This window comes from Chryseolinea sp. T2 (assembly GCF_037203685.1).
Taxonomy (GTDB): Bacteria; Bacteroidota; Bacteroidia; order Cytophagales; family Cyclobacteriaceae; genus Chryseolinea.
In genome coordinates this window covers 195095-215966 of record NZ_JBBCAU010000006.1, presented here as the reverse complement: position 1 = coordinate 215966, position 20872 = coordinate 195095, and the positions used below count along the sequence as shown (strand labels likewise).

Genomic DNA, 20872 nt, shown 5'->3' with positions numbered 1-20872 from the left:
AACATTGGTCTTAATAGATATTCTTGTGCGCAATCGACATATGCCCAAACTTCAACTTCTCCTCAGCAGCCTTCTGATCTTTTCGGTAACAACTCTTCGAAGTCAGCAGCTGGATGCATCTTTTCACTCGCCCGTTGCGCTTCGGGCATGCTACGTCGGGGACATGATCGCTCAGCCAGATGGATACTTATTGGTAGGGGGAGAAATTGCCTATCATAGTAACAAGCCCGTCAACAACCTGATACGTATTGCTTCAGACGGCACGCTTGACGCTACATTCGTTTCAAAGATACCTCGCGGCTTTATTGTAAAGAACCTGGCGCTTCTGCCATCCGGTAATATTGCCGCATTATTGCGGACATCCTCAAATATTGGATACCAATCAAAACTCGTAGTCCTGAGCAGCAACGGATCTCTTATGGCTGAGTCCGAACTACTCGCATATACTGTTGCACTTGCTGTGTTACCCGATGGAAGAATACTAACTGGAAATAGGGACACAGGTTTAAAACGTTTCGATTCAGACCTGTCGGTTGATGACTCATTCAATGTACCGGTCAATGGAGATATTTTGGATATACAATTGCTTGGAGACAAGATCTATATGTCAGGCACGTTCAACACTGTTAATGGTGTCACGAAAAATGATATCGTGAAATTGAACTTTGACGGGACGATTGACAACTCATTTGATACTGGTTCCGGAACAAACGACAGGGTTGGTGCCATCACTGTGCTTCCCGACGGAAAAGTACTATTAGGCATGGGCTTCATTAATTCCTACCAGGGTGTGCAACGTCGGGGCTCGGTGCGCCTGAATCCGGACGGTTCACTCGACCAATCATTTGCCGTCTTTCAGGGATTTCATGGGCCCATCAGTCGCGTTAATGTTATCGGCGATCACCTTTACATTACAGCTTTTACTTATCTCAACGGCAAAACCGTCGATCAGTTGTTGAGATTTAATGAAGACGGAACGCTGGATGAAACATTCTCGCCGGTTCTTTTTAAGTCTACCATTTCATACGACATACTGGTAATCAATTCAGACGATGATTTGATTGTTTCGGGGCCATCACAACTTGGAAATGAATATGGATTTATCAAAGTCAGCCCGGATGGACAGATTCTGAGTTCATTCCAACCCAGAATCGCGAGACATGGCGATTTAAAGATTGGTGATAGAGCAGGAGATCATTTGTTGGTGGCCGGTGACTTCATCAGGATCGACAGTCTGAATACATATGGCATGGCCAAGCTTCATTTTGATGGTACTGTAGACGAAACATTTGCCATCGATCAGAACTACGGAGTAGTCGAACAGGTACGCCTGCTGGATAACGGCGACATCTTTGTAAGCACATTTCAGAATTTTTTCAAAGTAGACACCAATGGCGATGAAATTGAAAGCTTTCATTGGGAGGAGAAACCACCTCTCTACCAGGTCGTGAAGTTTGATTTATTAAAGGATGGAAAAGTCATTGTTGCCGATCCTAACACCCTGGCGCGCTTGAACAATGACGGCAGCTACGATGAATCCTTTGATCTTGGCCATACCAGTTCCAGTACAGCATTTGACTTTGATATGCAGGGGGATAATATCATCTACGGATTCATGGGGTTATATGACGAAGTGAAAATGCGAAGCTACCCGATCGTTCGGCGTGTCAAACCGGATGGCACCTACGATCCGACATTCAGCAATGATCGCCCCGAACTAAGTTCTGAGTCGGACTACATGCAGCTTGACTTTGTTAAGGTGCTCGACAACAATGAAATTCTTGCAGGCGGCGTGTTTTCCAAATATGCCGGAACAAGTGTTCCTCACTCTCTTGTAAAGCTATCGGCCGACGGTGTCTTCGATAAGAATTTTAACGACAATCAACTAAACGCGGCTGGACCTGCCAACTTCTTTGATGCATCCGCTGAACAGATAGGAGAAAAGATATATATCAAAACACCTTATATCATTTATTCAATTAACCTCGACGGTACTGTTAATGAATTTAATATTCCGGTAGATGTGGATAATATTGCTTCCATTGTGGCCATCCCTTCTGAAGATATTCCATCGGGACGGTCTGCATCGGCCGAGGATCAACTGATTGCGATTGGCTCGTTCTACAACACGAGTTCGGGATCGCACGGATCGATGGTACGCTTAAAGCTGGCCCGGACTGAACAGCCACAGGAGCCCGAAGAACCGCAGGAACCCGAAAACCCGGGAGAAGTAACGTCGGTCGCCGGGAACTATGAGTCGCTCGATGTCGAGTTATTTCCCAACCCTGCAACGGATCGCCTGCATGTCAGGTCCAATGACAATAGCGGAACTTTCTCCATCCACGTTTATGGCTCTACCGGTTCAAAGATTTTTGATCAGAGCTCTGACGCAGGGGCAACCATAGACCTCAGTGACCTCCCTCCCGGAATGTATGCAGTAAGAGTAGTCACTGCTACAGGAAAGTCCTCTGTATCGAAGTTTATCAAGCGACCATAGCGGGGTCGATGAAAATCCTGTTAATCACCAGGTGCGCTTGGCCAGAAACTCATCGAGCTGTTTGCGCGAGATCTGCCGCTCCTCTGGATGTTTGGTAAGCCATTGTATAAATGCCTCGCGCACTTCATTACTCCATTGGTTATCAATCTCCCCGGCAGAAAACTTGTTCTGCTGCATCATCTCTTTACCAAAGCGGTCCTTTGAGTCAATGAACTCGGCAATTCCAACTACACTTTCGGCGAGGTGAGCGGGAATAAACAGTACGCCTTCTTTGTCGGTAATCACGAGGTCGCCCGGCATCACGAATGTGCCGCCAATCCGTATTGGCGTGTTCAGCCCCATCAGCATAACCTCCTTTAGAAATGAAGGATGAAAGTCGCGAACAAATGCGTTGAAGCCTTTGATCTGGCTGAGGCCGTCGTGGTCCCTCACTGCACCATCCACAATAATACCGGTCCCGGTCTTGTTGAAGATTGCGCTCCCGAGATTATCACCGACAATAGTGCCATCCTTAATCTTTCCAAAATTATCCACCACAAGCACATCGCCGCGTTGAAGCGTAGCAATAGGCCAGGCGTTGGTATCTCCCTTTCTTCCGTCCTTCTTACCTTTTTCTTTTACTGCTACCAGCACATCGGGACGCGACGGCATGAACGATGCTGTTACCACACGACCGACAATACGAATCGAATCGTTCACCGACTTCCATCCACCTTCAAACTGATTGAAATATCCCTCATTCTGCAGAACAGTCCATGCTTCATCAATGCCAATCTTCTTTGCGCGATTGAGCAGATCGTCCGATACTTTGGGGCGACCATCGCTAAACCGTTCTCCTTTCCATGATTGACTTAAATAGGAAAGATCTTCCTTAGTCATCGTTTGCGCGTTAATGCTACCGATCGCCAGCATTGACAATAACAGGAGCGTGACATGTGTCTTCATGTGCGTGGGTGTATAGTGATGAAGTGCAAGAATACAACCTGCGTGTACTCCTGGCAAGGGATATTTTATGAAGCGGCTACCTGGCGAGCCCTCCCGTGATCCTGTCAATCGGAGCGCCAAGCAGCTTCTCACTTATGCGGCTAAGTTCTGCCTTGTCACCTTTCAGGTGGATGGTCCTGTGGAAATGTGTAAGCGACTCACCCGCCTTCAATGCTGCAGCCGGAGATGAACTTTCAATTTCATATAGTTTTCCCATCTGGGTTCCATTCACGGGACCATCGTTATAGCTGTTGATCGCATCACCGGTGAACGGATCCTTTTGTACTTCCCACTTGGAGTTCACGTATTCACCATCCTGATGTAGCGTGAACATGGCTATCGTGAGAACCCCATTGACGGCATCATAGCTTCCAACAAAAGGCTTTGCTCTCTTCGGCGACACGCCAATCTTGCTGCGATAGTTTCCATCTGCCTTAAAGAGAATGAGACCGTTACCAACAGCAAGCCGATCAGAAGGAACTTTTCCGAAGTAGTCGTCGGTAACAATTTTTCCCAATTGCTTTTCATTGCCATCAGCATAAGGGATTACAACGGTAGTGTTATCCGACGCATTCATCATGCTGAGAATCCACACGGACAACATGCCTGTCTTTTTCGTCCATGCGCCTTGCCCCGTATTCGTGATGATATTCTCTGTTTCAAAACCAACTTTTTCGATGCTTTCGGGGACGCTCACACCCAGGAGACTATCGAGCGCTCCAGGCGAAAGAAGACGAATGTTCCTGTTAACACGAAGTTCAAGAGCATTACCCGAATAGTTTTCAAAGTGCATGTCTTTCTCGAACTTTGCTTCGGATGGAGACGCATTCACCAGGCTGAAGCGCTCAGTGTCTATTTCTTTTGGCACCTGCCAGTTATCGTAGGTAAACGGAACTCCCTGCCTAAAGTATATGGAGAACTGGCCCCCCTCGGGACCAAGCCAGAAGCGCTCTTCTCCACCGAAAGCATGCATGTGCGGCATTGAATCACCGGATGCTATGAGCTTGTGATTGACCCACCCAAAACTCTGACCGATATCACCACTCGCCGTACTGGTCATCACGCGAGCCTGATATCCGGGAAGGATAATGATCTTCGCTTTACCGTTGCGGTCTGATAATTCGACCAGATCAGGATGATAGCCCCGAAGTTCCTGTAGGTCGTATCCGTAGCTTCCGGGTATGTATGTTTTGGTTGTCACGGTGTCAGTTGATGGGGTTGATTGTTCGGGTTGTTTATTACGACATGAAATTAATAATGATGTGGCGATCACACCTGCGTAGGCGATTCGCTTAATACCGATACGCGTAGTGCAGACAATGGAAAGCGCTCCTTTGAGACGAGGCATAGTGTTGTTGATTTCAAGCGAATGTAAGTGAAAATGGGCACGGTTTCTATAACTGATAAGGAAGAACAAGTCAAAACCATTCTTCCTTTACCTGGCACACAACACGTCGCACGTCCCGGTCTCGTTCTGAAATCTGGTTCCGTTTTGTTATTTTAACTTCCAATGACGACCGCTGCATTCAGAAAACTTGCATTGGCTTTTCCTTCAACAGAGGAGCATCCACACTTTGAACGTGCGGCGTTTAAGGTGACGGGCAAACGTATTTTCGCCACCATGCTTGAGTCAGATTCGCTTGTGAACATGGTACTTACCACTGATGCTCAACATGATTTTTGTGCGGTAACCGAATACATATATCCGGTGCCCAACAAGTGGGGGCAAAAAGGCTGGACAACATTTGAAATCAAACATCTCGATGCAGATGTCATTCAACAGGCGTTAAGTTCCGCTTACAGCGAAGTGATGCAGCCCAAACCAAAAAGGAAGCGATAAGCCTTTCTGCCCGTTCGCGGTATTATTATTTTTTTACCTTTACACGCCCTCAATAGGTCTAATTCTTCATACGACATGATTAACAGGAGAAATGCATTAAAACAGCTTGGTCTGCTCACCGCTGGTGTTGCATTGCTGCCAGGCTGCGTCAAGGATGCGCCGAAAACAGCTTCGATCACCTTGAAAAACATTCATGTGAGCGGAAGCCAGGAGGCCACTTTGGCAGAGATAGCCGAAACATTGATTCCGACAACTGACATTCCCGGAGCAAAGGCAATGAATGCTCATCAATTCGTTTTGAGAATGATCGATGACTGTCAGCCGCAAGAAACACAAAAGGATTTCGAGAAAGGATTTGCCGAATTTGAAGAGGCAGTTGAAAAGAAACATGGAAAGTCATTCGAGGAGCTGACTCCTGCTGACAGGAAATCATTTCTCACAGAAATAGATGCAACGGCCAAAGCGGAGCGCGAAAAGGATAACCTCAGTTCTGTTTCGAAATTTTATTCTTTGGTGCGTCGCTACACGATTCAGGGATTCACTTCGTCAGAATATGTACTCACGAATGTATTTCATTATAACATGATCCCCGGAAAATTTGTGGGATGTGTGCCTATTCAAGATAAGAACGACGTTAAAACCGTAATGGGATGAACTTTCAGGGAAGCGAAAAAGCAAATACATACGAAGCTATCGTTATCGGCTCAGGTATAAGTGGTGGATGGGCTGCAAAGGAACTCGGCGATAAGGGCGTGAAGACCCTCGTGCTGGAGCGCGGGCGAAACGTCGAGCACCTGAAAGATTATCCGACAACCAATATGAAGCCCTGGGAATTCGAGCATCGCGGTCAGATGCCCGAAGAGATTGTGAAGGCCAATCCAGTGGTAAGTAAATGTTACGCGTTTCGCGAGGATGCCGCCCATTTCTTCGTGAAGGACAATGATCATCCCTATGTACAGGACAAGCCATTCGACTGGATCCGTGGCTACCAGGTTGGAGGAAAGTCGTTGCTATGGGCGCGTCAGACGCAACGTTGGAGCGACTTCGATTTTACGGGCCCTGCCCGTGATGGCTTCGCCGTCGACTGGCCCATCCGTTATTCGGATATGGCCCCATGGTATAGCCATGTCGAAAAGTTTGCGGGCATTTCTGGTAACCGCGACGGTCTGGCTACACTACCGGACGGCGAATTCCTTCCTCCTCATGAGATGACCTGCGTGGAAAAGTTCTTTCAGGGCAAGGTATCGGAATTGTATAAAGATCGTCACGTGATCATTGGACGTGCAGCACACATCACTGAGGCACAACCAATTCATCAGCAACAAGGAAGGGCAACGTGTCAGTACAGAAATCTCTGTCAGCGCGGTTGTCCGTTCGGAGGATACTTCAGCAGCAACTCTTCTACCATACCCTGGGCGTTGCGAAGTGGTAACGTAACACTTCGACCTGACTCTGTTGTACATTCTATCATTTACGACGAGAAAAAAGGTAAAGCCACAGGCGTTCGCGTCATAGATGCGAACACAAAAGAGGCCGTTGAATACTACGCTGACATCATATTCCTGAACGCAGCTGCATTAAATAGCAACCTGGTATTGTTGAATTCCACTTCTTCACGTTTCCCCAATGGATTGGGTAACGATAGTGGTGTATTAGGCAAGTATGTTGCATTCCATAACTATCGCGCACGCATATCGGCACAGTACGAAGGATTGCTCGACTCTACCAAGTTTGGCAATCGTCCGAATGGCTGTTATATTCCGAGGTTCCGGAACGTACACAAACAAGAAACTGATTTCCTCCGCGGTTACGCAGCTGGGTTCAGCGGCTTCCGTTATCCGGATACAAATCGTGATGGAGTAGGCGAGGACCTTAAGGCAAATCTGCTGAAGCCAACGCTCGGCATATGGGGCGTCGGTTCTCACATCATGGGTGAAACGATTCCTAAAGAGACAAACTTCGTATCGTTAAGCAAAGACAAGAAAGATGCGTGGGGTATGCCACTTCTGCAGGTGAACGTTGATTACGATGACAACGATGAGAAAATGACGAAGGACTTCATCGATCAGTTCACCGAAATGTATGAGAAGGCAGGCTTCACCAACATTCAGGCAAACGATTCAAAACAGGCGCCTGGCCTCGACATTCACGAAATGGGTGGCGTTCGAATGGGAAAAGATCCCAGGACATCGATGTTGAACAAATGGCACCAGCTTCACGCCTGCAAAAACGTGTTCGTGACCGATGGATCCAGCATGACTTCAACCAGCACACAAAATCCGTCTTTGACCTATATGGCGTTTGCGGCCCGTGCCGTTGACTATGCGGTAAAGGAAAAGAAGAAGGGCAACGTTTGATATCCACAGCCGAAAGGCAAAGCAGGATACCGCGCACGTTACTGAAGTCTGATCTGGCGTTGCGATGACTGCCGGAAACCATCGCGGATTTGTGAGTAGTTCCAGGGAACCGAGAAGGGTTTTGACCGACTTCTACGTCCTAAAGAGAGGGGCCACCCATGGTCCCTCTGAAATTGTCAATTGTCAATTCTCAATTTTTTTCCATCCTTTCAACGCCTTATAACACGTTTTTTCTTACATCTCCGTTAACTCAGCAGTATCATCTTGGCTAATCCAGGGTTTATTTCCGAATTTCGAGGTTTATACGCTGTGGAGCGCTTTTTCACATACTTTTTGGCCCTCCTGCTGTTGCCGGCTGCCCATTCGTTTGGCCAGCGATCGGCCAGCAACAACACCTTCGCGAGCTTTCCCGATAGTGTGAAATCCGTCCTTGATAAATCCCGCAATGGCGATGCCATGAAGGTAGGTAACGATTTTGCGGCGGCGTGGGGCTCACTTACTGCCGACAACCAGCAGACTGTGAGACATCAGCTGTGGGTGATGCGCAAAAAGAAGCTCCCTCTGCGACCGACCATTACGTCATATCTCGGGGCAGTGGCCGCTGGCCGTAGCGATGGACAGAAACTCCGGTCGTTCCTGACAGTCACAGACAAAACGCTGGCAAGTGAAGCACCTGCATCCATCGCCAGTTTCTTCAATATCACCCGGACCTTATTCGAACGTCACGCGCTTCACTACGAAAAAACGTTCAGGCTCTACACGAGCAGCGAAGACTATGTTTTCGATTATGTTGTGCCTGCTCAGATGTTCGATCTTAATGATACCTCTGCAACAGCGTCGACCGACGATCAAAACTATAATCAGTCACAAACTAATGATGTGGATCAGCCGATCGACACATCATTCCAGGTAGCTCCGCCGTTGTGGATGAGTCCTCCGCCACAGCCGATTGCCGAAGGACCTGTAGTCCGGTTCAACCGGGTCACCCTCACTTTGGTAACACCATACGATTCGGTCTTCCTGCGCAACGCGAAAGGAACTGTATCTGCAAGATCAAACCTATTTATTGGCGATGAGGGATCATTCGATTGGACCTCTGCCGGCCTTGGTCCCGACCTGGTCAACTGTAATCTTGTTGCCTACAACTTCAGTTTAAAGAAGCCGGAGTTTAAGGCCGACCTTGCCAAACTCAGTTATTCGGGAAAAACACCAGGTGTAATACCGGGAACATTTGAGTTTCGCTCCGTTGCACGGCGCGATTCTGCACTGTCTACGTATCCCCGATTTAAGTCTTTTCAGAATGATCTGGCCATACAGGGAATTGGCGATGAGAACGTCAAATACAAGGGAGGCTTTTCGCTCTTTGGAAGCAAAGTCGGAAGTGCCAATGTTACAGGTGATCCTTCAACAATCGAGATCTACCACAACGGGCAGAAGAAACTGGTGGCACGATCAGCTGTATTCCAGTTTGGTGATTCCACAATCGTAGCGACACGGTCGAGTGTAAACATTCCGATCGAAACCGATTCTATCACACACCCTGCTGTACGATTCAAGTATTATTTTGGTAAGGACAGTCTTCAGAAGGTGGTGCTTCAGAAAGACAAGGGGCTGATGAAACATACTCCGTACTCAGCTACATTTTTCAACATCGATATGTCAGCAGATGTAATCCGATGGGATATGTTCACCGACAGCCTTGATTTTCAAATTGACGGAGGCAGGAACACAGTTCCGCTCATAGTTGAATCATTTGACTTTTATGATGCCGAAGATTACCGCCTGCTCAGCGGAAAGGGTTTCAGATTTCATCCACTCGCGCTCGCTGCGAACTATGCTATTCGCAACAATGTTCGCGAGTTCTACACCGGAGACCTTGCCCAGTTCGGAAAGCAGGACCCGCGCGAAGTGAAGATGGCAGTAGAATTTCTGGCAGAAAAAGGGCTTGTCGATTACAATCCCCGGACAGACGTTGTGCATATCAAAGATCGAGCGATATCAATGTACAAATCCTTCAAGGGTGATGCTGATTATGATAACCTTAAGATACATTCAGTTATCGACAGTCTGCCGAACGCCACTCTGAATTTCAATAAGCATTACATGCTGGTACGTGGAGTTGATGAATTCAAAGTTAGCGATTCCCTGAACGTCCGCATCCAGCCCGACAGTGGTATCATCAAACTCTTAAAGAACCGCGACTTTGAATTCGACGGCACCATTAATGCCGGTAACTTTGAAATCAGCGGAAAAGGTTTTCGCATGAATTATGACAGCTTCCTCATCAAGCTGTCACATATTGATTCAATTAACTTTTATGTAACAGAAACGAATGCGCGCGGCCTGTCCACGAAGCGCAAGGTGAACAACTCCATGGTGCCGAGTGACTCTGCTGAAGTGTCTGCCGGTGGCCTGAAAGCCGGACAGTCCGGTATGCTGTACATCGCGAAGGCAAACAACAAGTCAGGTAAGGCGAAGAGCGGTCAGTTCCCCAGGCTTGATGCTTCATCAGGTGGTGTGATCTATTTCGACAGGCCTGAAGTATTGGGAGGCGTATACGACCGATCGATATATTTCAAAGCCGATCCATTTGCCATGGATAGTTTGAATAATACTGATAAGGCCTCCGTTAGCCTGGGCGGCACATTCAACTCCAGCAATATGTTCCCTTCGTTCCAGGAGAAACTGAAGACGCAACCGGATAAATCACTCGGCTTTGATCACGTCATTCCAAATAGTGGTTATAAACTTTACAACGGCGACGGAAAGATGACGGGAGAACTTTCCATGAACAGTCGCGGTCTTCGTGGTAATGGTACGATCAACTACCTCGCTGCTTCAGTAACGGCCAATGATATGGTCTTCTATCCTGACTCTGTACTGGCAACTGGTCTCGAAGCCGGTATCACAGCGAAGCAACTCGGCGCCGTCAGATTCCCGGATGCGACGCTTACAGATTTCGAGATGAAATGGTATCCGAAGAGGGACCAGATGAAGATCAAGAACGTGAAGTCTCCTTTTAATTTTTATGAAGGGACAGCCCAGATGCAAGGAACCGTGACGGTATCGAAAGATGGCGTTGGTGGTGCAGGTAAGCTGGAGACACGCGGAACCGAATTGATATCGCGGTACATGCGCTTCAATACAAACGACTTTGAAGCGGCGCATGCGCGTCTGAAAGTAAAGAGTGATGACCCCGAGAAGCCACTCCTCCAGGGAACAAACGTGAAGATCAAATTCAATCTTGAACAGAACTACGCCGACATCAGCCCCGAAGTTGCAGGTGCAGCAGCAACCACGTTCCCATTTGCGCAGTTCAAGACCAGTATTCCTGAGATGCGTTGGGATCTGAACGAACAAAAGATCGCTATGAAGCGTCCCGAGAATGTTCCTCTCGAAGATTCTTACTTCTACACGACCCGCAAGGAACTCGATTCATTGCACTTCAATGCCGAAAGTGCTGAATATGATTTGAAGAAACAGGAGTTGAAAGTAAGTGGTATCCCTTACATCATCGTGGCCGATGCGAAGATTACTCCGGAGAACAATGAAGTACTCATTCTCGAAAATGCGAAGATCGGTACTCTGAAAAATACAACGATCATTCTGGATACACTGAATGGTTATCACCGTCTTACTAATGGCGTGGTAGACATCATTTCGCGTAAGGAGTTCACCGGACACGCAACCTATCAGTACGTGAACTTCCTGAACGATACTTTTGCCATCAAGATGACGGACTTCCGTCTCGAACCGATTTCGGATGCCGAACAGACACGTCGTTCATCCAAGCGAAAGAACTCGGCAGCAAAGATGCAGACGGTTGCTACGGGCTCTGTCGGAGCCGAAGCAAACCTTGTATTGGGTGCAAGCATGTTTTACAAGGGTGACATGATCATGTACGCCACACGACCCGCGTTGCAACTTGATGGCTATGTGAAACTGGATATCAAAAACATCAAAGACTATAACACATGGATCAAATACGATCAGACCGGTGACGAGACCGACGTCGTGATTGATTACAACAATGCGATTTCCGAAGAAGGGCAGAAGCTGAGCGCAGGTTTACATGCGAATGCCAACGACAACAACCTCTACATTACCTTCATGAGTCCAAAGAAGTCGGATGACGATGAGGACTTCTTTGTGCCCGATGGCAAACTTTCTTACGACACAGCCACCCATGAGTTCAAGATTGAAGACATGGAGAAGGCAGCAGGGAATAAATTGTCTGGCAAACTGTTCGCCTACAAGGATGAAACAAGGCAGGTGCGATTTGAAGGTCCTGTTAACCTCTTCCAGGGAACAAAGGATTTTAACGTGACGGCCTCCGCATTGGGCCAGGGCAATCTCGAGACGAATGAGATCAGGATGAATTCTTTCCTGATGATGGAAAATTCTGTTCCACTGCCGGCCTATGAGATCATGGCGAAACAGATTATGGAAGTGATCAAGGCCGAAGGCGCCGACGAGGGACTTGGCGATCAGACCGAACTGTTATATAAGATTGCTGACTTCCTTGGAGAAAAAACAGTTAAAGAATTCGAACAGAAGAGTTTGCAGGGTTACGTGTCACTCGGAACGTATCCACAATTAGCAAAACCGTTGGTGTTCTCGAATGTTAACCTTAAATGGTCAGAGAAGAACAAGGCATTTTATAGTGAAGGAAAGCTCGGCGTCTCAAACATTCTGCGCAACGATATCAACGGTGCGTTTGAAGGGTTCATGGAAATAAAGAAGAGCGAAGATGGAGTGCCTGTATTCCATGTCTTCTTTAAGGCGTCTCCGGAGGCATGGTATTATTTCGGGCTGGAAGACAATCGCCTGCTTGTACAGTCTTCCAACAGCGAATTCAACGCTATTGTCTCCAAGAAGACCAATGCTGGCAAGTCTAAGATCGGTGAGATTGCTTTTGTTCCAGGCAGCGATGAAGAAACGCTTGCCTTCATCAACCGCTTCCGCAAGCAATACTTCGACAACGATGTGCCCTATTCTCTAAGCGAACCTTCCTCAATTATCAAGAAGGCAGATACCGAAGAGAAGAAGAAGGCAGATGATGATGGATTCTAGAAATCGTGGTCGAAATCGATCACGATTTTCGATCACTAATCTATAAACAACAAAGTTGACGCTACGGATTTATCAAAGCGCACTTCTTCGCTTCATCACTTCTCTCCAGGTTGTCAGTATGATTTTATTATCACTGAGAAATTTTTTGAACGCCGGATCAGTCATCGCCAGCAAGTCTGCTTTTCGGGTGAGGCCTGATGAAGAGATCTCGATGAACTTAGGTGATGGCTCAGTGCAATGCATGATGACCATCGTGAGTCCGGGTTTAAGCGCTTTGATAGAAGTAATGTAATTGGCTGTGGCTTCCTTCCGAAGCGCGGCCTCATCATATTTTGTTTTGAACTTCTCATACTTCCAGTTGTAGCTGATGTTATGCAGATCGTCCAAAACAGGAAGCCCCGCACTCCATAATGTCTTACCTAGTTCCGCCATTTGTTTTCCAAATGCCTCGGCCTGAGGGTTGCCATCGTGCTTGAGATCTTCGATGATTGCCGTGTTATGTCCTCCTGGGATCATCACAGGTATCTTGTTCTCCATTCCAAGCCGTACGTATTGCTTGATATAGTCGGGAGAACCGAACAATGTTCCCATGTGGGAGTCGAGATGCGTTGGCTCAAATCCCATCCCTCTTGCACGCTCAAGCTGGGCCTTAATTTCTGTGTAAACTTCATCAGCGCTGGCATGTTGCACCACTTCGGCAACGGAGCCCCACAGCGCACCCTGATTGTCGACAAGGCCGGGAACTGCGGGCTTGCCGGACAACGGCCCCCAACGATAAAAGTCCCATTCGGACGTTAATGTAAGATGAAGACCCGCGTCGGTCTGAGGATGCTGCTTGAGGTAATTCACGAAGCCCGGAACCCAGGGACAGGGCATCATGACGCTTACCGAGTTAGCGACGCCGTCGGTCATCGCCTTGATAGCACCTTCATTCGAATCAAGCGACATTCCCGCATCGTCAACATGCAGAATCAGCACGCGGGCATCTTTCGGATACCCCAGCTTTTCAGCCCATGTCTGGGCATTGACTTTTGGGACAAAAGACAATTGAAATACAATCAGGAGAAAAAGACATGCCCTGACGATCACTCGACGATCAGCTTTAGAGACAGGGGCGAATTTCTTCAAAATGAAATGGGAAACGGTCATAGGAGTTAGATGATATAGGCTAAATTACAAAATAGCTGAAGTTTGAAAAGACAATGCGTAATGAAAGCCTATTGAACCCTTGCCATCGCACAAAGATCCTTCTAATGCTCCTGCTGCTCGCTCTGAGAGTAGGTGCACAGGAAAGTTATATCACTGTTCGCGGGAGATTAATTGATGAGGCGAATAAGGAGCCGATACCGTATGCCTCAATTCAGGTTTTGGGAGGCTCCACAAGCACGACGTCCAACGACGATGGAAGGTTCATTTTTCATGTACCGACTGCGTTCGGCGATAGGAAGATTCGCGTATCTGCACTCGGCTATGACCATTATGAGGCTACCGCTGCATCGATGACAACCGGCGATCTGACAATTTCTCTGAAGCCAGGCGTGACTGTACTTAGCGAAGTCACAATTAATGCGAAAAAGGAACTTACAGCAAAGGAAATCGTGAAGACAGCAGTGTCTAAGATCCCTTCCAATTATCCGATGAAACCATTCGTTATCGAGGGATTCTTTCGTGACATGCAAAAGGAAAATGATAAGCCGGTCGAATTGCTCGAGGCCGCGCTGCGATTCAATTATAAAGATTACAATCCTGGATATGAAGGCGTCGAAATCCTGGAAGTAAGGAGAAGCATAAATAAGAGACATCCAATCAACGGTACGTACGACCGGCAAAATTCTATCATTGACCTGATGGAGGACAATTATGTGAAGCAGCGCTTTGGGCCAATACAAATGAAAGGATGGAAGTTTAATACGGATAGTGTCCTGACGTATAACAGCCGGACTGTTTATAAGATCTCAGGGTCAAAAGGCGAGAGTGCGTCCACAGAGATGTTCATCGATAGCGAGACGTTTGCAATTCTGAAGCTGGAGTTTAAAAATCAAATGGTTGATGGCCAATATTACCGCAGGTACCTTAATCTTCCTGACCCGTATGGATTGCAGGAAACTTCTTTCAGGATGGTATTTGAATTTCAGCAGATTGACCATCTCATGTATCTTAAGTATCAGCGTGAGGAGGATACCTATAACCTGTTCAACAAGACCACACAGGAAATATTGTTGAGGCAGGCATTTGTAAAAGAGCTGTTTGTAAACAATGTGATCGTTGACCCAGGGTCAATGATAACTTCAAAGTCGATGAACTTCAATAAAAGTGTGGAAGGACAGGCACCTCCCTACAATGAAGAGTTCTGGAAGTATTACAATGCTCCCCTCGAAACGTTGAAAGAAAGTAAGATAATTGAGGAATTGGCGGGAACGTCCCTGTTGCAAAAGTAGTGTGCTAAGATTTGGGGCGGTCGAGTAGAAAAAAGTTATAATTCCGATCGAGGTAATGATTAACGATCAATACTTTTTTGATTCTACCCGGTGTTCTGCTTGGTGGGGTCATAATGGAAGCGGGTACCGATTGTGATTTTACAATGTTTGCCCCCAACCACAGAGCGAATCCATCGGCGGTGCAATATTCTCCGGTAAGATGCTTGAAACGGGCCTGCGGGATGGACGAGAGAGTTCCTTCTGCAAGTGCCCTAAGATTTTGATCACGATCTACGTCGCCGGAGAATCCTGCAATCCAAAGATCTAGCTCTGCGAGCGATGTATTGTGGGAGGAAAGGAAAGACTCAAGTTCATTTTTCAATTCATCAGCCGAAGGTTGAAACAAACCATAGTGTCCCGTTAGCCGGCAAATTGTTTGCGCTGTTTGTATCCCTGAGAGCAGAAAGAACGCGGCTCCTTCTCCCTGAAGAGAACCCTGCGTCTGATGCTCGAATAACTTCAGGCTATCAATCTGTTCCTTCTTGAAATGGCCGTCGCGTGCTACCGATTTGTATTGAACACTCACAGCCTCATCATAAGCGCCGACAAGCAGGTTCAGCTCGGCCGCATCCCGAATCTGAATGATAGCGTCGTCGAGTGCGCTTCCAAGCGCATATCCCTTACTGACATACGTATTGTTGTAACCCGTGCAATGAAGTGATAGTCCCACGATACCAGCCAGAGCGTTGTACGTTCCCTGCATGAAATGTGTAGGAGTGAGCTGACGCTCCTTACGCTCAATAATCTCACGAAGAAATCTTTCTGTGTCTTCAAGGAAACCGTAGCCCGTTGCTGTGATGATACCATCAGGTGCAGTGACACCCGAGTTTCGCAGACAGATGATGGAAGTTGTAAGTCCCACACGTAGCATGCGGCCAAGGCGTCGGAGTTGTGCGGCAGGCAGATAAGCTTTGAAGTCGGGTGTTACGCAGGTAAGAACATTACTAGTATAATTCACAGGATCATTAAGAGCAAAGCCATCGAATGTTCGCTGAGGCGAAATACAGGCGGTGCCATTGATGTATATGTGAGCTTTCCCCTGCATGCTATACAGCAGATATTAGTAAGGAAGACGTGTTTCCACCAAAACCAAAAGAGTTCGACAGGACATTTCTGATTGACATATTCCTTTCGAGCTTAGTTACCGGCCGAATACCCAACTCTGGAATTGGAGTATTAAAGTTCAGGCTGGGCCAAACCATTCCATGCTGCAACGCAAGTATAGAATAAACTGCCTCTATGCTGCCGGCTGCGGCAAGCGTATGACCAGTGTAGGGTTTGGTTGAATTAAACGGCGGGAGATTATCAGCAAACAGGCGCTTCAACCCGGTGCCTTCAGACAAGTCATTATTTTCAGTAGCCGTACCGTGAGCATTGACATAGTTGACATCAGCTGCGTCAACGCCTCCATGTGAAAGGGCAAGTCTCATGGCTTTTAATGCACCGGTGCCGTCTGGCGATGAGGCTGTTGGATGATAGGCGTCGTTGGCATTTCCTGCTCCGGCCAAAACTGCGAGCGGCTTTTTTTTCAGCCGTTCGACGCGCGCTTCCGACTCCAATACGAGGTAAGCAGCACCCTCCCCAAGATTCAGCCCGCGGCGTGTAGCGTCAAATGGCCGGCAATGTTCGTTGTCCAGGATCATCAGCGCATTGAAACCGTTAATAGTAAACTTTGAGAGCGCTTCGCTGCCACCGCATAAGGCACACTCGAGTCTGCCGCTGCGGATAAGTGCCGCTCCCTGCATGATGGCGTTTGCAGCCGACGAGCAGGCCGTACTTAGGGTAGCCACATAGTTGTGAATCCCTACCTGGCTTGCGAGACGTTCACTGTGATCGCCTGGAATTGCTGTATCAGCAAACTGTTCGAAGTCGCCGTGACGCTCCAGGTCGAGTATGTTGAAAAAGTCGTGCTCAAATTCGCGTATCCCGCCCGTTGTGGTCGAGGAGAGCAGACCGGATTTAGTGAGATCCTGCGCGGACAGCCCCGCATGGTGCACCGCTTCACGAAGTGCAGTGAGTCCCAGCAAAGTGGTTCTCGTCAGACCCGAACCTGTACCTCCCGACAATCTTCGGAGTTCTTCGTCAGTGATCTTTATCTCACAGCAACGGAGGTCGTGGCTATGTGCCGTTTTCAGTATGTCGATGTCACCATAGCCATGGCGTTGGTCGACGAGGGATTGAAGATTCTCTTCAGCGTTTTTTCCAATCGAGGTGATGATGCCGTAACCTGTGATAAACACACGTCCGCTTTTGCTCATGCCTGCGGCCGGTTAGCGTGGATGTATTCCGCCATCGTCCGGATGCTTTGAAATATTTGACGACCCTCTTTGGGATCTTTGAGCTTAATGCCATAATTCCTGTCCAGGAGCACGACTAATTCAAGCGAATCTATAGAGTCGAGTCCCAAACCTTCGCCAAACAATGGCGTGTTCTCATTAAAGTCGGGTGGGAGTACTTCATCAAGATTAAGTTGCTTGATCAGCTCCTGCTTCAGTTCCTGTTTTAATTCGTCTAGCGTTTGCGGCATGAATCTTTGATTTGGCTATGAGACAGTCCGGGAATTATGGATGAACACACTGGCCATCAGGGTCACGAGAGCAAATCCCAGCAATCGAAGGATATTTGGCAAAATCGTACCCAGTGAGGCCTGTCGTAAAAATAAGTCATTAAAGGATTCCAGCCCCCAACTCATTGGGGAAAATCGGCTGATCGTCTGCAAAATCTCCGGCATCACGTAGATGGGAACCCAGACGCCTCCAATAGCGGAAAGGATAACCACAGAAATCGATCCGAACGATAATGCTTGCTGGGCCGTTCTGAAATAAACAGCAATAAGGGTGCCGTAGCCCGTTGCGGCCATGGCCACGCAACATGCGGTCAACAATATCAGAGCACTGCTTCCGCCGAGTACGAGCTGATTCAATCCCAACAGAGGCATAACGAAAATTCCGATGCAGATCATCATTACGAATTGCAACAGGCAAACGAAGAAATAGAAGAAGAACTTTCCTGTAATTACTGCAAATTGAGATCCTGCAATCAACCGAAGGCGAAGCATGCTACCATCTTCCCGTTCGTTGATAAAGTTACCGGCAAGCGGATATAAAATAAAGAACATGGCAAACATCGTCCATGCTGGAACGTTGTGCTGAACAGAATTTAGCATTAGGCCCGCGAACTTATTTGTGGCAGCATAGCTCTGATCAACCGTTGCGATTTGCGAAAGATCAAACTTGATTTTCCTGGCGCTGTCCTTTCCTTCAGAGAGCTGATCCTGAAGTTCGTCAAGCAGCCAGGTTGTTTGCACGTTCGCAATGATCTTCTCGATGCCACTCGCCAGTGACTGCCGGTAGTTGGCTTTAATGGCAGGATCGACAAGGACCTTTAGCCGTATCGTTGGCACATCGGCATTATCGCTGGTATCGGCATCCATACCGAAGTTCGCGAAAACCCGGGCAATCAGCTGGCGAGTCTTGCGCCGGAGAGTAGCACTGACCTGTGGTTCCAGAATGATCGCGGCCTTGTACTCACCGTCATGCACTTTTTGTCTCGCAATCAATGAATCGCGCTCTTCAACAAGATTGACCTGGCCTGTAGCCTGAAAAGACTTTCTGATTTTGTTGCCGAGTGAATCGGCGTCCATGTCGACCAGCAAAACATCAAGCTTCAGTTCCTGGTAGTCTCTGAAAGGAGCGTCCTGAACAAGTGCCATGACGATCACCAGCGCGAGAGGCATTATAAAAATGAGAGCCATTCCGCCGGGATCCCGGATGAGCAGAAGAAATTCCTTGTATATGGTGGACAGGATCTTCAATCTCTGATATTTTTTCCGGTGAGTTTAAGGAAGAGCTGTTCAAGTGTTGAACAGTCCTGGTGATGCTCCATCAGCGACTGACGCGTTCCAGCCATAATGAGTTTACCTTCATCAACGATCGCAATATGCGAACAGATGCGTTCGGCCTCCTCGAGCACATGCGATGAATAGATGATAGAGGTTCCCGATTCCTTCAACTTCTCAAGAAAGGAGAGGATCATGTTTCGCGACTGTACGTCTACCCCGGCCGTTGGCTCGTCCAGAATTACAAGACGGGGTTCGTGTAATAGGGCAGCAATGAGGTTTAGCCGGCGCTTCATACCGCCAGAAAATGTGTGTACCTGCTTGTTTGCTTTTTCGGTCAGACCAAATGTATCCAGCAGCTGGTCTGTACGGCGCGAAAGTTCATGACCGTTGAGTCCATACATTCTGCTGAAGTAATTGAGATTTTCTTTTGCAGTCAATGTCGGAAACAGGGCTATCTCCTGAGGAGCTACGCCGATCTTTTTACGCACGTCGTTCGCGTGTGTGGCGACATCCATGCCAAGAACATTGACCGTACCGCTATCTGGTCGTGTCAATCCGCACAGCATCATTACCGTGGTTGACTTGCCAGCACCGTTAGGCCCAAGCAATCCGAACACTGCGCCCTCCGGTATGTTAAGCGAAAGATCCGAAACTGCCGGTCTGCCTGTCTTGACGTATGTCTTGGTTATGTTCCCGAGCTGAACGACGTTCATTTATTACGGCTCTCTTCGAACAGTTCTGAGAATATTTCCTGTTCTCTTTTTGATACTGATGAAAGCATGTCGCCCAGTTCGGCGAATGTGCGCGTATCGGACTTACGATTCTTGCAGACCCGACCAGCGTAGTAGGCAAAATCACGAAGCTGATCGCCGCTCTTGGTCAGCTGTTGGGAAAGCTGAAACAGTTTGTCGTTCTTCAGCCGCGCAGCGACATTGTCAAGAAAGGCGGCCTGAATAAAACGGAAGCCTGCACCTCCGGTTCCGATCTCTTCCTGCATGCGTATGACGTTGCCAAGCCATTGAATTGCTTTACGGTTGCCAATCCGTTCCGGCCACTTGCGCAGACGTCCGGCGAGATAGTTCATACCTTTCGCACCGATCAACGGTACGGGTATGGTTGTCATGTCTTTTCCGGTTTGTCTGATACCTTTCCAGATCGCCTGATTGATATCAAATTCGCCAGGAAGTTTTACCGGATAATACATCCGTCCGCTTGGCTCCGGCATGCCCTTGGCAAAACGCGCACGCACGAGATCTTCATACGAGATCTCAGTTGTGTATTCCATCACTGGGTCGCTAACCAGATAGCTGCCATTCTGTTTTCCGAATACAATGATGTTGTGTGCATTGAAATGAAAACGGTAAGCCGCAGGGAGATAATTCAAATAGAAAACTGAAGTAAGCATGCCCACAGGCTGGCCTTCATCCAGTTTCCTGTCGAGTGCTTCCATCGCTGCTTTTGAAGTGCGGAATTTTTTTGTCTCTATTGAAATGCCAATGCGCTCCGAAAATCTCTTGAATACCTGACCAGGCCATATGCGATATGCAGTGGCGGGTATTCCATTAACGCGGATAAATGGCAGGTATGCGAAGAACAAACCGGAACCAATTCCAAACACCATAGGTTCGTCGAAATCCATTCCATGGAATCTCAACAGGTTTGAAACTACTCCACTTTCGCAGTGCGCAGATTGTTTATGCGTGAAATCGACTTTCATTAGCTAACCTTCGTTGATTGTTTGATCGTAATGCCACCAGGCAATCGGAATATGTAAAGTGAAAGGTTAATGACAAGGGTGGATAC

At 47.8% G+C, this 20872-nt stretch carries 15 protein-coding genes; 6 read left to right on the top strand and 9 right to left on the bottom strand.

Going from position 1 to position 20872, the window contains the following annotated elements; genetic code table 11:
- Window positions 1-40 precede the first annotated feature (40 nt).
- Entirely contained in the window at window positions 41-2497 is a 2457-nt protein-coding gene (locus WBG78_RS19820; protein WP_337328216.1) for a T9SS type A sorting domain-containing protein, read from the top strand.
- A gap of 24 nt (window positions 2498-2521) precedes the next feature.
- Here the strand turns inward: WBG78_RS19820 and WBG78_RS19815 are convergent, their stop codons facing one another.
- A complete protein-coding gene (locus WBG78_RS19815) occupies window positions 2522-3442 on the bottom strand; it encodes an RraA family protein (protein ID WP_337328215.1) in 921 nt (306 codons plus the stop codon).
- 76 nt (window positions 3443-3518) lie between these two features.
- A complete protein-coding gene (locus tag WBG78_RS19810) occupies window positions 3519-4829 on the bottom strand; it encodes a DUF6786 family protein (RefSeq protein ID WP_337328214.1) in 1311 nt (436 codons plus the stop codon).
- A 162-nt stretch (window positions 4830-4991) separates the two neighbouring features.
- On the opposite strand from WBG78_RS19810, the gene WBG78_RS19805 reads away from it, so the two are divergent.
- From WBG78_RS19805 to WBG78_RS19790, 4 genes are all read left to right on the top strand, one after another.
- Window positions 4992-5321, top strand: coding sequence for an MmcQ/YjbR family DNA-binding protein (locus tag WBG78_RS19805; RefSeq protein ID WP_337328213.1), 330 nt, complete (start codon window positions 4992-4994; stop codon window positions 5319-5321).
- 75 nt (window positions 5322-5396) lie between these two features.
- Complete coding sequence (locus tag WBG78_RS19800) at window positions 5397-5975, top strand: gluconate 2-dehydrogenase subunit 3 family protein (RefSeq protein WP_337328212.1); 579 nt, start codon at window positions 5397-5399, stop codon at window positions 5973-5975.
- A complete protein-coding gene (locus WBG78_RS19795) occupies window positions 5972-7678 on the top strand; it encodes a GMC family oxidoreductase (RefSeq protein WP_337328211.1) in 1707 nt (568 codons plus the stop codon). The genes WBG78_RS19800 and WBG78_RS19795 overlap by 4 nt, the downstream gene beginning before the upstream one ends.
- Before the next feature lie 309 nt (window positions 7679-7987).
- Window positions 7988-12751: a hypothetical protein gene (locus WBG78_RS19790; RefSeq protein WP_337328210.1), complete on the top strand. Its 4764-nt coding sequence runs from the start codon at window positions 7988-7990 to the stop codon at window positions 12749-12751.
- A 72-nt stretch (window positions 12752-12823) separates the two neighbouring features.
- Here the strand turns inward: WBG78_RS19790 and WBG78_RS19785 are convergent, their stop codons facing one another.
- A complete protein-coding gene (locus WBG78_RS19785) occupies window positions 12824-13900 on the bottom strand; it encodes a polysaccharide deacetylase family protein (protein WP_337328209.1) in 1077 nt (358 codons plus the stop codon).
- Window positions 13901-14004: 104 nt separating this feature from the next.
- Here WBG78_RS19785 and WBG78_RS19780 point away from each other — a divergent pair, with 104 nt between their 5' ends.
- The gene (locus WBG78_RS19780) at window positions 14005-15189 is read left to right on the top strand and encodes a carboxypeptidase-like regulatory domain-containing protein (RefSeq protein WP_337328208.1); all 1185 of its coding nucleotides are present in this window, start codon (window positions 14005-14007) and stop codon (window positions 15187-15189) included.
- Window positions 15190-15193: 4 nt separating this feature from the next.
- Here WBG78_RS19780 and WBG78_RS19775 read toward each other — a convergent pair whose 3' ends face one another.
- The 6 genes from WBG78_RS19775 to WBG78_RS19750 are packed head-to-tail and all read right to left on the bottom strand — an operon-like array spanning window position 15194 to window position 20786.
- Window positions 15194-16273 (bottom strand): beta-ketoacyl synthase chain length factor, encoded by a 1080-nt coding sequence (locus tag WBG78_RS19775; protein ID WP_337328207.1) that lies wholly within the window; start codon window positions 16271-16273, stop codon window positions 15194-15196.
- Between the two features lies 1 nt (window position 16274).
- Window positions 16275-17486: a beta-ketoacyl-[acyl-carrier-protein] synthase family protein gene (locus WBG78_RS19770; protein WP_337328206.1), complete on the bottom strand. Its 1212-nt coding sequence runs from the start codon at window positions 17484-17486 to the stop codon at window positions 16275-16277.
- Entirely contained in the window at window positions 17483-17755 is a 273-nt protein-coding gene (locus WBG78_RS19765; RefSeq protein ID WP_337328205.1) for a phosphopantetheine-binding protein, read from the bottom strand. The genes WBG78_RS19770 and WBG78_RS19765 overlap by 4 nt, the downstream gene beginning before the upstream one ends.
- Before the next feature lie 15 nt (window positions 17756-17770).
- Complete coding sequence (locus WBG78_RS19760) at window positions 17771-19042, bottom strand: ABC transporter permease (RefSeq protein WP_337328204.1); 1272 nt, start codon at window positions 19040-19042, stop codon at window positions 17771-17773.
- Window positions 19039-19782, bottom strand: coding sequence for an ABC transporter ATP-binding protein (locus WBG78_RS19755; RefSeq protein WP_337328203.1), 744 nt, complete (start codon window positions 19780-19782; stop codon window positions 19039-19041). The genes WBG78_RS19760 and WBG78_RS19755 overlap by 4 nt, the downstream gene beginning before the upstream one ends.
- Window positions 19779-20786 (bottom strand): BtrH N-terminal domain-containing protein, encoded by a 1008-nt coding sequence (locus tag WBG78_RS19750; protein ID WP_337328202.1) that lies wholly within the window; start codon window positions 20784-20786, stop codon window positions 19779-19781. The genes WBG78_RS19755 and WBG78_RS19750 overlap by 4 nt, the downstream gene beginning before the upstream one ends.
- Window positions 20787-20872: the final 86 nt, after the last annotated feature.

Coding starts and splice junctions, on each gene's coding strand:
- WBG78_RS19820 (WP_337328216.1), top strand. CDS start 41: ATGCCCAAACTTCAACTTCTCCTCAGCAGCCTTCTGATCTTTTCGGTA.
- WBG78_RS19815 (WP_337328215.1), bottom strand. CDS start 3,442: ATGAAGACACATGTCACGCTCCTGTTATTGTCAATGCTGGCGATCGGT.
- WBG78_RS19810 (WP_337328214.1), bottom strand. CDS start 4,829: ATGCCTCGTCTCAAAGGAGCGCTTTCCATTGTCTGCACTACGCGTATC.
- WBG78_RS19805 (WP_337328213.1), top strand. CDS start 4,992: ATGACGACCGCTGCATTCAGAAAACTTGCATTGGCTTTTCCTTCAACA.
- WBG78_RS19800 (WP_337328212.1), top strand. CDS start 5,397: ATGATTAACAGGAGAAATGCATTAAAACAGCTTGGTCTGCTCACCGCT.
- WBG78_RS19795 (WP_337328211.1), top strand. CDS start 5,972: ATGAACTTTCAGGGAAGCGAAAAAGCAAATACATACGAAGCTATCGTT.
- WBG78_RS19785 (WP_337328209.1), bottom strand. CDS start 13,900: ATGACCGTTTCCCATTTCATTTTGAAGAAATTCGCCCCTGTCTCTAAA.
- WBG78_RS19780 (WP_337328208.1), top strand. CDS start 14,005: ATGCTCCTGCTGCTCGCTCTGAGAGTAGGTGCACAGGAAAGTTATATC.
- WBG78_RS19775 (WP_337328207.1), bottom strand. CDS start 16,273: ATGCAGGGGAAAGCTCACATATACATCAATGGCACCGCCTGTATTTCG.
- WBG78_RS19770 (WP_337328206.1), bottom strand. CDS start 17,486: ATGAGCAAAAGCGGACGTGTGTTTATCACAGGTTACGGCATCATCACC.
- WBG78_RS19765 (WP_337328205.1), bottom strand. CDS start 17,755: ATGCCGCAAACGCTAGACGAATTAAAACAGGAACTGAAGCAGGAGCTG.
- WBG78_RS19755 (WP_337328203.1), bottom strand. CDS start 19,782: ATGAACGTCGTTCAGCTCGGGAACATAACCAAGACATACGTCAAGACA.
- WBG78_RS19750 (WP_337328202.1), bottom strand. CDS start 20,786: ATGAAAGTCGATTTCACGCATAAACAATCTGCGCACTGCGAAAGTGGA.